Raw genomic sequence first — 12796 nt, forward strand, 5'->3', positions numbered from 1 at the left:
CGCAGAGAGGGGGCTCATCGTCAGACCCCGTACTTCACGCCGGTGAGCTCCTCGGACACCGTCCACAGCCGTTGCTGGACCGCGACGTCGTGCGACTTGCGGTTCGACGTCACCAGGACGGGATGGCCGACCATCTCGTTGAAACCGGACGGTCCGTAGTACTGCCCGCCGGTGACCCCGGGATCGGTCGCGGCGCGCACCGTCGGGAGGGCGCCGACGGCAGGGGTGTTGGTGACCAGCCCGGCCAGCTTCATCACCCCGGGCAGGCTGGTGCCCGGGACGTGGCGCATCAGCTCGGTGTTCGAGATGCCAGGGTGCGCGGCGACCGCGATCGTCGGTGCGCCGCGGGCGGCGAGACGGCGCTGCAGCTCGTAGGTGAACATCAGGTTGGCGAGTTTGGACTGGCCGTAGGCCGCGACCCGGTTGTACTTGCGCTCCCACTGCAGGTCGTCGAAGTGGATGTCGGCGAGGTTCTTGTGCGCGAGGCTCGCCACCGTGACCACCCGCGAACCCGGCACGTCGAGCAGGTTGTCCAGCAGCAGACCGGTGAACGCGAAGTGACCGAGGTGATTGGTGCCGAACTGCAGCTCGAACCCGTCGCGGGTGACCTGCTTGGGCGGGTACATGACGCCGGCGTTGTTGATCAGCAGGTCGATCCGGGGGTGCGCCGAGCGCAGCGCATCGGTGGCTCTGCGGACGCTGCCCAGCGACGACAGGTCGAGTTCCTGCAGCGACACGGCGGCGCCGGGATGCTTGCGGGTGATCGCGTCCAGCGCCTTCTGCCCCTTGCCGGCGTCGCGCACCGCGATGACGACCCGAGCGCCCTTACCGGCGAGCACCTCAGCCGTCTCGTAACCGATTCCGGTGTTGGCGCCGGTCACGACGGCCACCCGGCCGGACTGGTCGGGGACGTCGGCGGCGGTCCATTTCGATGTCATGACCTTCAACCTAACTTCCGACTGCCTTCCGCTGTGCGCTGCCGCCGCAGAGTTAGGCTCGACCCCGTGCACCTGGCCGATCCGGCGCATCCCCCGAGCCGGAAAGCGCCGCTCGTATGGGCTCTCGGCGCCGCCGTTCCGTGGTCGATCGCGATCGTGGCCCAGGTGCTGTGGTTCCTGTTCGACGGCCGGTTGCCGTGGCTGCACATCCTCGCCGCGCTCGGCACGGTCGTCGGTGTCACGGTCTCCGTCGTCGTCGCGCCGCTGTGGCGGTACCGGGTGCACCGGTGGGAGGTCGACCCCACGGCGGTGTACACCCGCTCGGGGTGGCTGGTGCAGGAACGCCGGATCGCGCCGATCTCCCGCGTGCAGACCGTCGACACCTACCGCGGACCGCTCGACCGGCTGTTCGGGCTGGCCAACGTGACCGTGACGACGGCGTCGTCGGCCGGTGCGGTGCGCATCGTCGCGCTGGACCTCGACGTCGCCGACCGCGTCGTCGCGCAGCTGACCGACATCGCGGCGCTCGGGCAGGAGGATGCGACGTGACGCCGCAGGCGGACTGGCTGCGGCTCAGCCCCCGCATGCTCGTGGTGCATCCCGTCCACGAGGTGGTGCGCCAGATCCCGGTGCTGATCGGATCCCTGGTGGTGGGGTCGGCCACCGGGAATCCACTCTGGGCGGTCGTCGGTGTCGTCCTGATCGTCGGTTACGGCCTGGCGCGCTGGTTCACCACCACCTACCGCATCGGCGCCGACGAAGTGCAGCTGCGCACCGGGGTGTTGCAGCGCACCGTGTTGTCGGTGCCGCGCAACCGGATTCGTTCGGTGTCCACCGACGCCCGGTTGCTGCACCGGCTCCTCGGGCTGACCGTGCTCAAGGTCAGCACCGGTCAGGAGGCAACGGGTGACGGCGTTTTCGAGCTCGACGCGGTGCCGGCCGCCGAGGTGGGGCGCCTGCGGGCCGTGCTGCTGGCGGAGTCGCTGGCCGCTCCTGACGTGGCGCGCGCCGGCGGGCGCGAACTGGCGCGCTGGCAACCGTCCTGGCTGCGCTACAGCCCGTTGACGTTCACCGGACTGATCACCATCGTCGCCGCCCTCGGGGTGATCTCGCAGACCGGAGTGCTTGGCGCGCTGCAGGATTCGCAGATCGTACGCGCCGGCGAGCAGGCGACCGACAGGGTCGGGGTGGCCGTGGCGGTGGCGCTCGGCGCAGGTGCGGTGCTGGTGGCGTCGGTGGTGCTGTCGGTGACGCAGTCGCTGATCTCGTACGGCAACTTGGTGCTGCGCCGCGACGCCGAGGTCCTCCATCTGTCCCACGGCCTGCTGCGGGTGCGGGAACGCACCTTCGACATGCGGCGCCTGCGGGGCGGCACGTTGCGGGAGCCGCTGCTGGTGCGGCTGTTCGGCGGCGCCCGCCTCGACGCCGTGATGACCGGCGTCACCGGAGCGGGCGAGGCCTCGCAGCTGCTACCGCCGTGCCCGCGCGCGACCGCCGAGTCCGTGTTGATCGACCTCATCGAACAGCCCGCCGCGGTGACCGGTCCGCTGACCGGGCACGGCCGGGCGGCGATGCGGCGTCGCTGGACCCGGGCGATGACGGTGCCTGTGCTGCTGGCCGCGGCGCTGCTGGTCTGGGCCGTGTTCGACGCGGTCCCACCCTGGGCGTGGGCGCTGCCGGCCGCGGCGGCGGTGGCGGGGGCCTTGCTGGCCGCAGACCGGGTACGGGCGCTGGGGCACCGGATCGGAGACGGGTGGCTGGTGGCCCGTGCCGGGAGCCTGCAGCGCCGCCGCGACTGCATCGCCGCGGCCGGCATCGTGGGATGGACGGTGCGTCAGACGCTGTTTCAGCGCCGCGCGGGGGTCGCGACGCTGATCGCGGCCACCGCCGCCGGGGTCAAGCGCTACGAGCTCATCGACGTGCCGGCCGACGCGGCGTGGGCGATCGCGGGCGCCACCTCGCCGTGGCTGGCCGCGACCGGCTGGGCACGCCGCTAGCTCCGGTCGGCGTTCGCGTGGATCGCGTCGCGGCAATAGCGCGCGAGACCGGGCAGCCCGAACGATTCGTCGTAGGTCGCGACGTACCTCGGGTCACTGACGTACATGTCGCCCAGCGTGCGGTGGAAGGCCGGCGGGCAGTCGTAGAACCACCGATTCACGTGGTGGCGGTGTTGCTCGGCCGCGTTCATCGCTTCCTCGGAGTCGGCAGGCAGACCGGCACGGAAGGCGTCGGCCAAAGCCTTCTCCACGGCTTGCCCCTCGGCTTTGATCCGGACCCAGTCGTCCTTGCCGTACGACGTGGCCCGACGCTGCGATTCCTTCCATTCGGCGGTCTCACCCCACTTCTGCTCGGCCTCCGCCTGGTAATCGTCGAAGCTGTCACCGAACAGTTCGCGCATGTCGTCATCGGTCATGGGGGTGTTCGTCATCGCGTTCTCCAATGCTTGATCGATGGCCCCGACGAGCTCGGTCAACTCGTCGAGCCGGGACATGACGCGTTCGCGCTGACGGCGCAGATGGCTGATCTCGTCGCCCTCGTCCAGGACCGAGGCGATCTCGTCGAGGGACATCTCGAGCCGGCGGTAGACGATGATCTGGGACAGGCGAGTCAGGTCGGCCGACGTGTACACCCGGTAACCCGAGGCGTTCCGCTGCTCCGGCGTCAGCAACCCGATGTGGTCGTAGTGGTGCAGCGTTCGGATGGTGATCCCGAAGCGCTTCGCCACCTCGCCCACGGTGAGCTCTTCCATCCGCGTCTCCTGCGTCATATCGATCACCCTGGTGGCTCACGCTGCGTGAGGGTCAAGTCCTCAGGGTCCCGAGTTGCGCGAGCCCGCCTGCCGTTTACTGTCGCACCATGGTTGTCGGTGGGGTGCTGTTCGACATCGATGGCGTGTTGGTGACGTCGTGGAAGCCCATTCCGGGTGCCGCCGAGACCCTGCGGACATTGGCGGACAATCAGATCGCGTGCACGTACCTGACGAACACCACCACCCGGACCCGTTCGCAGATCGCGGACCTGCTCACCGAGGCCGGGATGGCAGTGCGCGCCGACGAGGTGATCACAGCGGCGGTGCTGACCGCCGACTACGTCCGTGACCGCTATCCCGACGCGCGGTGCTTCCTGGTCAACAGCGGTCAGATCGCCGAGGACATGCCGGGCATCGACATCGTCTACTCCTCGGAGTTCACCGGCCCCCGAGCGCCCGAACGGCCCGATGTCGTGCTGTTGGGCGGAGCCGGCCCCGAGTACAGCCACCTGACGTTGTCCTGGGTGTACGACTGGATGGCCCAGGGTGTGCCGGTGGTCGCGATGCACCGCAGCACGGCGTGGACCACCGTCGACGGGCTGCGGGTGGACACCGGAATGTATCTGATCGGGATGGAGCAGACCTCGGGGCGCAAGGCCGCCGCCGTCGGCAAGCCGGCACCGGAGGGATTCCTGTCGGCAGCCAACCGCCTCGGGGTGGATCCCGAAGAGATGTTCATCGTCGGTGACGACCTGAACAACGACGTGCTCGCCGGACAGGTGGTGGGAATGACCGGCGTGCTGGTGCGCACCGGCAAGTTTCGCCAGGACACCCTCGACCGTTGGGCCGCAGACGAATTCGCGATGCAACCGAACCACGTCATCGACTCGATCGCCGACCTGCCCGCCCTGCTCGGGCTGTGAGGCGATGAGTTCGGCAGCGATGCGCGGTCCAACTGCCATGACCGAAAACATGATTGTGAGCACGACCGTCGATGCGCCTGTATCCGCCGTCTTCTCCGTGTTGGCCGACCCGGCGCAGCACGCCGCGATCGACGGCACCGGCTGGGTGCGTGAAGGGCTCGACGGCGAATTCCTCTCGCGGGCGGGCCAGCTGTTCCGTATGGCGATGTACCACGACAACGTCCCCAACGGGCACTACGAGATGGTCAACAAGGTGATCGCGTTCGAGCGCGACCGCGAGATCGGCTGGGAGCCAGGGCAGGCCGGACCCGACGGGGTGGTGGGCTACGGCGGTTGGACATGGCACTACACGCTTGAGCCGATCGGCCCGGCGCAGACCCGAGTCACGCTGACCTATGACTGGTCGGGCGTACCCGCCGAACTGCGCGAGCACATCGAGTTCCCGCCGTTCCCCGACACGCATCTGAAGAACTCTCTGGACAACCTCGCCACGCTCGTTGTGAGCTGAAATCTCAGCCGTTCGGCCGATTGCCGAGTCAGGCGGTTAACTCGCGCTGCAACACCCGGACCGCTTCGATGCGTTCCTGGAGTTGTTCGCGGGTGGCCGCGGCCACCGGCGGTCCGCCACATCGGCGGCGCAGTTCGTTGTGGATCCAGCCGTGCGGCCGGCCGGTCCGGTGATGCGCCAGCGACACCAGGGTGTTGAGTTCGCTGCGCAGATCCCGCAGCTGGCCGTGGGTCGTTTTCGGCGCGGTCACACCGGACTCGGTGCGCTTCTGCATCTGCTCATCTTGCCTGCGGCGCAACAGGTCTCGCATGGACGCGGCATCCAGTAGGCCGGGGATCCCGAGGTAGTCGGCCTCTTCGTCGCTGCCCGCGGGCGTTGCGGTGCCGAAGGACGATCCGTCGAAGATCACCTGGTCGAGTTCGGCGTCGGCGCCGAGATACTCGACCTTGTTCTCTTCCTCGCCGGGCTCGTCACGGTTCTGCTCGGCCAGCTCCGCGTCAAGCGGATCCTCCAGCGTCTCGCGGTGCGGCTTGCCCAGGACGTGGTTGCGCTGGGCCTCCATCTCGCTGGCCAGCAGCAGCAGGTTCGGCACCGACGGCAGGAAGATGCTGGCCGTCTCACCCGCCCGGCGGGACCGCACGAAGCGTCCGATCGCCTGCGCGAAGAACAGCGGGGTCGACGCGCTCGTCGCGTAGACCCCGACCGACAGCCGGGGCACGTCGACGCCCTCGGACACCATGCGCACCGCCACCAGCCAGCGCGACGTCCCGGCCGAGAACTGCGAGATGCGGTCCGAGGCGCCCTTGTCGTCGGACAACACGACCGTCGGCGCCTCGCCGGTGATCTTGAGCAGAAGTTCGGCATAGGCGCGGGCGGCGGTCTGGTCGGTGGCGATGATCATGCCGCCGGCATCGGGGACGTGCTGACGCTTGCCCTGCAGCCGTTTGTCGGCGGCCGCGATCACCGCGGGCATCCACTCACCCTTGGGGTCGAGCGCCGCCTTCCACGCGCGCGCGGTCTGCTCGGCGGTCAGCGGTTCCCCGAGTCGGGCGGCATGTTCCTCGCCCGCGCTGTCGCGCCAGCGCGCCTCGCCGGAGTACGCCATGAACATGACCGGCCGCACGACGCCGTCGGCGAGTGCGTCGGCGTAGCCGTAGGTGTGGTCGGCCTGGGAGCGTTGGAACCCGTCGGGTCCGGTTTCGTAGGTGACGAACGGGATCGCGCTGTCGTCGCTGCGGAACGGTGTCCCGGTCAGCGCGAGGCGCCGGGTCGCGTCGTCGAACGCCTCCCGGATCGCGTCACCCCAGCTCTTCGCGTCGCCGCCGTGGTGGATCTCGTCGAACACGACCAGTGTCTTGCGGTTCTCCGTGCGGACCCGGTGCCGGCTCGGGTGGCTGGCGACCTGGGCGTAGGTCACGACGACGCCGTGGTACTCCGACGACGTCTGCGAGTTGGAGTTCGAGAACTTCGGGTCCAGCGCGATGCCGTGGCGGGCCGCGGCCTGCGCCCACTGGATCTTGAGGTGCTCGGTCGGGACCACGATCGTCACCGCGTCGACCGTGCCCTCGGCGAGCAGCTCGGAGACGATGCGCAGCGCGAAGGTGGTCTTACCCGCGCCCGGTGTGGCCACGGCGAGAAAATCGCGGGGCCTGGCCGTCAGGTACTTGACCAGCGCCCTCCGCTGCCAGCTGCGCAGCGCCTGGACGGCCGGCACCCCGGCGTCGTCGGAGATGGGTGCCGTGTCAGCCCGCACCCACGACTCCCCTCAGACACCTTGACCGCTTACGCGACGAGAACGAGATGCAGTCTAGGGCAACCCCTTCCGCGATCGCATATCCGCGGCGTGTTGGTGGCGGCGTGTCTGTGGGACTAGTCGACGAAGTGGTTGTCGTTCTTGTCGAACCACTCACGCCGTTCGTCGTCGGACAGTTCACCCAGCTGCGCCAATCCCTCGAAGTAGTGTTCGCGCGGCGCGCCGGGAGCGAACAGGATCAGGATCGACGCGGGCTCGTCGGCGGTGTTGCCGAAGCCGTGGATGCCGCCGGGCGGGACGTAGAGGAAGTCGCCCGCGTTGCCGTCGACCCACTCGGTGCCGTTGTAGAGCGACAACGTGCCCGACAGCACGTAGAACGCCTCCGACATCCCGCGGTGGAAGTGCGGGCCGGGACCCCCGCCGCGCGGCGCGATCTGTACCCGGTACAGGCCATAGTCGCCGTCGGTGTCCTGCTGGCCGGCGAGGTAGTGGTACTGGACGTGGCCGAACGCGTCGTAGTCCGGCGGCTCGTCGGCACGCTTGAGCCACGCACTGACCTCGGGCTGCTCGGCGGTGTAGCGAGGCGGGGGATAGGGCGGCACGACCAGCGACATGGCGTCAGTGTGCTCCGGTCACAAATCCGGGAAGGTCACCTTCGTCAATTCCTCCGAGATCTCCCAGAGGCGGCGCTGCTGGTCGACGTCGTAGGACTGTGCGCTGGATGCGACGACGACGGGCGCGCCGCGCTGCTGGCCGAGGCCGTCCGGTCCGTAGTACTGCCCACCCAGGACGCCCGGATCGGCCGCGGCGCGCAGCGTCGGCAGGGCCCCCCGGTCGGCGGTCTGGGCGAACAACACCGGAGCGGCGGCCAGGAACGCGCGCTCGACGGGCCGCGGAAGGTTGCGCGCGAGTTCGGTGGTCGAGGTGCCGGGGTGGGCGGCGACGGCGATCGTCTTGCCGCGCGGGGCCAGCCGCCGCTGCAGTTCGTAGGTGAACAGCAGATTGGCCAGCTTGGACTGCGTGTAGGCGCCCATCCGGTTGTAGCTGCGCTCCCACTGCAGGTCGTCCCAGTGGATGGCGCCGCCCATCTTGTGTCCGTTGCTGCTGACGGTGACGATGCGTGAACCGGGGACGTCGAGGATGTTGTCGAACAGGAGCCCGGTCAGCGCGAAGTGGCCGAGGTGGTTGGTGCCGAACTGCAGCTCGAAGCCGTCGGCGGTGGTGCCCTTCGGTGTCGTCATCACGCCGGCGTTGTTGATCAGCAGGTCGATCTTGTCGAAGCGCGCCTTCAGGGCTTCTGCAGCGGTACGGATGGAGGACAGCGATGTCAGGTCGAGCTCCTGGACGTCGACGTCGCCGCGGATCCTGGCAGCGGCCTGCGCACCCTTGTCGGTGTTGCGGACCGCGATCACGACGCGTGCGCCTTTCTCCGCGAGCGCCTTGGCGGTCTCGAACCCCAAACCGGTGTTGGCGCCCGTGATGACGGCGGTGCGGCCGGTCTGGTCGGGGATGTCGGCGACGTTCCAGTTGGTCCAGTCGGTCATCTCAGGTCTCCTCGTATAGTGGACAAACGGGGCGCTGGCCCCGGTTGTTTCCGACTATACGGAACCGCCGCCCCGCTTAGTGTTCGCCAGGAGGGAAATCGTGACGCGACCGTTGAGGGCCGACGCGGCGCGCAACCGGGCGCGGGTGCTCGAGGTCGCCTACGACACGTTCGCCGCCGAAGGCCTCACGGTCCCGATCGACGAGATCGCGCGCCGGGCCGGGGTCGGCGCCGGCACGGTCTACCGGCACTTCCCGACGAAAGAGGCGCTCGTCGTCGCCGTCGCCGAAGACCGGGTGCGCCGCATCGCCGAGCGTGCACGCACGCTGCTGGCCGTTGAAGGCCCTGGTCAGGCCCTCTTCGTGTTCTTCAGGGACATGGTGCGCAGCGCAGCGGTCGATCACGGCCTGGTCGATGCGCTGATGAACCAGGGTCTGGACCTCGAGGCTGTCGCCCCGGGGGTCGAGGCGGCGTTTCTGTCGACGCTCGGCGACCTGCTCTCCGCCGCCCAGGGGGCCGGTACGGTGCGTCCGGACGTCGACGTCGCGGTCGTCAAGGCGCTGCTGGTCGTCTGCAAGGTCCCCCAGGTCTTCGACAGCGAGGTCACCGAGCGCGTGACGCGGGTGATCGAGGACGGGCTCCGGCCTCTTCGGTAGGCCGGTCCGACCTTGCACTCGCCCTGGTCGAGTGCTAAGAATGCTGTTGGCACTCGCGACCAGTGAGTGCTAGGTCGGACGGTGAGACCGGGGCCGCATCTGCGAGCACAGCCCCAGTCGTCCGTCGCGGGCACTGACTCCGACCAACAAGACGTGCATCCCCAATCCCGGAGGAACACTTCGCAATGGCCAAGACAATTGCGTATGACGAAGAGGCCCGTCGCGGCCTCGAGCGGGGCCTCAACAGCCTCGCCGACGCGGTAAAGGTGACGCTGGGCCCCAAGGGCCGCAACGTCGTCCTGGAGAAGAAGTGGGGCGCCCCCACGATCACCAACGATGGTGTGTCCATCGCCAAGGAGATCGAGCTCGAGGACCCGTACGAGAAGATCGGCGCTGAGCTGGTCAAAGAGGTCGCCAAGAAGACCGACGACGTCGCAGGCGACGGCACCACCACCGCCACTGTGCTCGCCCAGGCGCTTGTTCGCGAAGGCCTGCGCAACGTGGCCGCCGGCGCCAACCCGCTCGGCCTCAAGCGCGGCATCGAGAAGGCCGTCGAGGCTGTCACCCAGGGTCTGCTGAAGTCGGCCAAGGAGGTCGAGACCAAGGAGCAGATCGCTGCCACCGCCGCGATCTCCGCGGGCGACGTCCAGATCGGCGAGCTCATCGCCGAGGCCATGGACAAGGTCGGCAACGAGGGTGTCATCACCGTCGAGGAGTCGAACACCTTCGGCCTGCAGCTGGAGCTCACCGAGGGCATGCGCTTCGACAAGGGCTACATCTCGGGCTACTTCGTGACCGACGCCGAGCGTCAGGAAGCCGTCCTGGAGGATCCCTACATCCTTCTGGTCAGCTCGAAGGTCTCGACCGTCAAGGACCTGCTGCCGCTGCTGGAGAAGGTCATCCAGGCCGGCAAGCCGCTGCTGATCATCGCCGAGGACGTCGAGGGCGAAGCCCTGTCGACCCTGGTGGTCAACAAGATCCGCGGCACCTTCAAGTCCGTCGCCGTCAAGGCCCCGGGCTTCGGTGACCGCCGCAAGGCGATGCTGCAGGACATGGCGATCCTCACCGGTGGCCAGGTCGTCAGCGAAGAGGTCGGCCTGTCCCTGGAGACCGCCGACGTCGCGCTGCTGGGCACCGCCCGCAAGGTCGTCGTGACCAAGGACGAGACCACCATCGTCGAGGGCGCCGGTGACTCCGACGCCATCGCCGGTCGCGTGGCCCAGATCCGGGCCGAGATCGAGAACAGCGACTCCGACTACGACCGCGAGAAGCTGCAGGAGCGCCTGGCCAAGCTGGCCGGCGGTGTTGCGGTGATCAAGGCCGGAGCTGCCACCGAGGTGGAGCTCAAGGAGCGCAAGCACCGCATCGAGGACGCCGTCCGCAACGCGAAGGCCGCCGTCGAAGAGGGCATCGTCGCCGGTGGCGGCGTGGCCCTGCTGCAGTCGGCTCCGGTCCTCGAGGACCTCGGCCTCTCGGGTGACGAGGCCACCGGCGCCAACATCGTCCGCGTGGCGCTGTCGGCTCCGCTCAAGCAGATCGCCTTCAACGGTGGTCTGGAGCCCGGTGTCGTCGCCGAGAAGGTGTCCAACCTGCCCGCGGGTCACGGCCTCAACGCCGCGACCGGTGAGTACGAGGACCTGCTCAAGGCCGGCGTCGCCGACCCGGTGAAGGTGACCCGTTCGGCGCTGCAGAACGCAGCCTCGATCGCGGCGCTGTTCCTCACCACCGAGGCCGTCGTCGCCGACAAGCCGGAGAAGGCCGCCGCACCTGCGGGCGACCCGACCGGTGGCATGGGCGGTATGGACTTCTAAGTCCCCCTACGAAGAGGCCCCGGCTCGCTTGGCGAGCCGGGGCTTTTCGTTTGTCCCCGGCGCCGAACGCACGCATTCTGACGGGAATTCGCGAAAATTCCGCCAGAAACCGTGCAGTCGACGACCCGTCAGAGCGTGTGCAGCGGTGCGGGTTTGAGCGCCAGGGTGGCGACGACGCTGATCACCGCGGTCGCGACGAGGTAGCCGCACGCGATCCAGGGTGAACCGCCGGCAGCCCCGATCAACGCGGTCAGGATCAACGGCGTCAGGCCCGAGGCGTAGACGCCCGAGAGTTGGTAGACCGTCGACAGTCCGGTGTAGCGGATCCGCGCCGGGAACAGCGACGCGTACAGCGTCCCCTGCGCCCCGTAGAACAACGCGTGCACGATGCCGAACACCAGGATCATCCCGAGCGCGTAGAGTGCGATGTCCTCGGTGCCGAACAACGCGAACACCGGGAAGACGGCCGCGGCGTAGAGGGCGATACCGGTGGCGTAGATCCGCTTGGGACCGTACCGGTCGGCCAGCAGCCCCGAGACCGGCAGCAGTGCCGCCATCAGCAGGGCGGCCGCGGTGACGACCAGCAGCACCGGAACCTTCGCCAGGCCGAGAGTGCCCGTCGCATAGGCGATCGCGAACACTCCCCAGGTGTTGAACGCCGCACCCTCGCCCCATCGCGACAGCATGCCGAGCACAGTTGACTTCAGGACCGGCGGCCGGAACACCTCGCGCAGGGGCACTGCCGCGCGGTCGTCGCTGTCGCGGACCTTCTCGAACGACGGTGTCTCACTGGCCTTCAGTCGCACCACCACACCGAAGACGACCAGCACGATCGAGAACAGGAACGCGATGCGCCAGCCGTAGGTCAGGAACGCCTCATCGGGTAATGCAATCTGCAGCAGCGCGAAAACCCCTGTGCCCAAGGCCAGCCCGAGTGCGAGCCCGACCTGCGGGATACTGCCGAACAGTCCGCGCCGGCGTGCCGGCCCGTGCTCGACGGCCAGCAGCACCGCCCCCGCCCATTCCCCGCCGAGCGCGAAGCCCTGCACGATCCGCAACAGCAGCAACAGGATCGGGGCCAGGATGCCGATCTGGGCCGCCGTGGGCAGCACGCCCATCAGCGCCGTCGCGCCACCCATCAGCAGCATCGTCAGCGCCAAGGTCTTCTTGCGGCCGATGCGGTCGCCGACATGCCCGAACACGAAGCCGCCGATCGGGCGGACCACGAAGCCGACCGCGAACGTCGCGAACGACAGCATGGTGCCGACGAACGTCGACTGGTCCGGGAAGAACGCCTGGTTGAACACCAGGCTCGCCGCGGTGGCGTAGAGGAAGAAGTCGTACCACTCAATGGTGGTGCCGACCAGGCTCGCCCACAGCGCGGTGCGGGCCTGCGGCGTCACCGTCTCCCGGGTACTCGCATCGTCGGGCGCGTTCGTCAGTGTCACGGTGATCTATCAGTCCACGTTCCGCCGCGCGACGACAAGGGTTGCGATCGGCCTGACGGAAAATCCCGCCCCGGGGTCGAGGTCAGAGCGGTAGACAGTCGTCCCCGCACCCGGACGCGGTGGGGACGCCCGGGGTCGCGGGACGGTGCAGCACCGCGCCGGTCGGCCGGACCGACACACCGTCGTCGTTCACGGCGGCGCCGCCGTCGACGATCAACGTGTACCCGCCGGGCTCCCGCGGCGGCCAGAGCAGGGTGACGGTGGGGTGGGCGGCCGCGTTGCGCCGGGTGCTGTTCCCGACGGACCCGATGTGCAGCTCCCTCCCGGACAGCACCGGGGTGACGGCGACGGTGTGCGCGCGGTAGTCGTCGCCGACGGTGACGAGGTAGGCGTACGCGAAGTCGGCGAGGGTTTCGGCCAGCTTGTCGAGATCCACCGTGATGCTCATGGGTCCATCCTGCGCGTAG

13 protein-coding genes are annotated in these 12796 nt (G+C 68.9%); 6 read left to right on the top strand and 7 right to left on the bottom strand.

What is annotated here, in order from left to right:
* Nucleotides 1-20: 20 nt before the first annotated feature.
* Nucleotides 21-938: an SDR family NAD(P)-dependent oxidoreductase gene (locus DYE23_RS03560; protein ID WP_115326509.1), complete on the bottom strand. Its 918-nt coding sequence runs from the start codon at nt 936-938 to the stop codon at nt 21-23.
* A gap of 66 nt (nt 939-1004) precedes the next feature.
* On the opposite strand from DYE23_RS03560, the gene DYE23_RS03565 reads away from it, so the two are divergent.
* Together DYE23_RS03565 and DYE23_RS03570 are read left to right on the top strand one after the other, a co-directional pair.
* Nucleotides 1005-1487, top strand: a complete 483-nt coding sequence (locus tag DYE23_RS03565) for a PH domain-containing protein (protein ID WP_013470575.1) — start codon at nt 1005-1007, stop codon at nt 1485-1487.
* Nucleotides 1484-2935, top strand: coding sequence for a PH domain-containing protein (locus tag DYE23_RS03570; RefSeq protein WP_099962406.1), 1452 nt, complete (start codon nt 1484-1486; stop codon nt 2933-2935). Before DYE23_RS03565 ends, DYE23_RS03570 begins: the two co-directional genes overlap by 4 nt.
* Here DYE23_RS03570 and DYE23_RS03575 read toward each other — a convergent pair.
* Nucleotides 2932-3687: a MerR family transcriptional regulator gene (locus tag DYE23_RS03575; protein ID WP_013470576.1), complete on the bottom strand. Its 756-nt coding sequence runs from the start codon at nt 3685-3687 to the stop codon at nt 2932-2934. The two genes, DYE23_RS03570 and DYE23_RS03575, sit on opposite strands and share 4 nt — an antisense overlap.
* Nucleotides 3688-3794: 107 nt before the next feature.
* Between DYE23_RS03575 and DYE23_RS03580 the strand changes: the two genes are divergently transcribed.
* Nucleotides 3795-4610 carry an HAD-IIA family hydrolase gene (locus tag DYE23_RS03580; RefSeq protein ID WP_115326510.1) on the top strand — a complete coding sequence of 272 codons (816 nt, stop codon included), beginning with the start codon at nt 3795-3797 and terminating at the stop codon, nt 4608-4610.
* 37 nt (nt 4611-4647) lie between these two features.
* Complete coding sequence (locus tag DYE23_RS03585) at nt 4648-5118, top strand: SRPBCC family protein (RefSeq protein ID WP_235660321.1); 471 nt, start codon at nt 4648-4650, stop codon at nt 5116-5118.
* Between the two features lie 28 nt (nt 5119-5146).
* On the opposite strand, the gene DYE23_RS03590 is transcribed toward DYE23_RS03585, so the two are convergent.
* The 3 genes from DYE23_RS03590 to DYE23_RS03600 all read right to left on the bottom strand — a co-directional run bounded on the left by DYE23_RS03590 (nt 5147) and on the right by DYE23_RS03600 (nt 8415).
* The gene (locus tag DYE23_RS03590) at nt 5147-6871 is read right to left on the bottom strand and encodes a DEAD/DEAH box helicase (protein WP_013470578.1); all 1725 of its coding nucleotides are present in this window, start codon (nt 6869-6871) and stop codon (nt 5147-5149) included.
* A 116-nt stretch (nt 6872-6987) separates the two neighbouring features.
* Nucleotides 6988-7485, bottom strand: coding sequence for a cupin domain-containing protein (locus DYE23_RS03595; protein WP_115326511.1), 498 nt, complete (start codon nt 7483-7485; stop codon nt 6988-6990).
* A gap of 18 nt (nt 7486-7503) precedes the next feature.
* A complete protein-coding gene (locus DYE23_RS03600) occupies nt 7504-8415 on the bottom strand; it encodes an SDR family NAD(P)-dependent oxidoreductase (protein ID WP_115326512.1) in 912 nt (303 codons plus the stop codon).
* A 100-nt stretch (nt 8416-8515) separates the two neighbouring features.
* Here DYE23_RS03600 and DYE23_RS03605 point away from each other — a divergent pair, with 100 nt between their 5' ends.
* Entirely contained in the window at nt 8516-9070 is a 555-nt protein-coding gene (locus DYE23_RS03605; protein ID WP_011891144.1) for a TetR/AcrR family transcriptional regulator, read from the top strand.
* 185 nt (nt 9071-9255) lie between these two features.
* Nucleotides 9256-10881: a chaperonin GroEL gene (gene groL, locus DYE23_RS03610; protein WP_011891143.1), complete on the top strand. Its 1626-nt coding sequence runs from the start codon at nt 9256-9258 to the stop codon at nt 10879-10881.
* A gap of 128 nt (nt 10882-11009) precedes the next feature.
* Here the strand turns inward: groL and DYE23_RS03615 are convergent, their stop codons facing one another.
* Nucleotides 11010-12329, bottom strand: a complete 1320-nt coding sequence (locus DYE23_RS03615; protein ID WP_011891142.1) for an MFS transporter — start codon at nt 12327-12329, stop codon at nt 11010-11012.
* A gap of 82 nt (nt 12330-12411) precedes the next feature.
* Nucleotides 12412-12777, bottom strand: a complete 366-nt coding sequence (locus tag DYE23_RS03620; protein ID WP_011891141.1) for a pyridoxamine 5'-phosphate oxidase family protein — start codon at nt 12775-12777, stop codon at nt 12412-12414.
* Nucleotides 12778-12796 lie beyond the last annotated feature (19 nt).

The organism is Mycolicibacterium gilvum (genome assembly GCF_900454025.1).
Lineage (GTDB): Bacteria > Actinomycetota > Actinomycetes > Mycobacteriales > Mycobacteriaceae > Mycobacterium > Mycobacterium gilvum.